The 645-nt window shown below is 65.3% G+C and carries 1 protein-coding gene; it reads left to right on the top strand.

Annotation, left to right across the window (positions count from 1 at the left end):
* The coding region (locus VP06_RS33370; protein WP_048468128.1) for an ATP-binding protein at positions 1 to 645 on the top strand (645 nt) is incomplete at both ends.

Genomic DNA, 645 nt, shown 5'->3' with positions numbered 1-645 from the left:
CGCATCGAGATCGTGACCGACCTTCCCGAGGAAACCTGTTTCGTCGACGCCGACCCGAGCCAGTTCGACACGGCTTTGGTAAACATGGCGGTGAACGCCCGGGACGCCATGGATGGCGCTGGTCGGCTCACGATCAGCGTGCGCGCTGCGGACGTCATGCCGTCGATGCGCAGGCTTGGTGCCGTCGAGGACGCCTTCGTGGCGGTGTCGGTATCGGACACAGGCTGCGGTATCCCCACCGAACGGCTCGAACAGATCTTCGAACCGTTCTTCACGACGAAGGGCGTTGGCCAGGGCACCGGGCTTGGCCTGAGCCAAGTGTTCGGGTTTGCCAAGCAATCGGGCGGCGAGGTCACGGTCGCCAGCAAGGTCGGCGAGGGAACCACCTTCACGCTCTACCTGCCGCGTGTGTCGGGGGAAGGCCGTGCCACCGAAGCCGTGCCGGAGCCGGAGCTTCTCGCGGACGGGCATGGCACCTGCGTCCTCGTCGTCGAGGACAATGTCGAAGTCGGCACCTTCGCGACACACACCTTGGCCGAGCTGGGCTACGAGACGGTCTGGGCCTCGAACGCCCAGGAGGCACTTGAGGAACTCGGGAAGGATGCGAGCCGGTTCGACCTGGTGTTCTCAGACGTGGTGATGCCC

It is taken from the genome of Methylobacterium aquaticum (assembly GCF_001043915.1).
Lineage (GTDB): Bacteria > Pseudomonadota > Alphaproteobacteria > Rhizobiales > Beijerinckiaceae > Methylobacterium > Methylobacterium aquaticum.
Note: the sequence above shows the minus strand (reverse complement) of the source record. Positions and strands in the feature narration are given on the sequence as shown.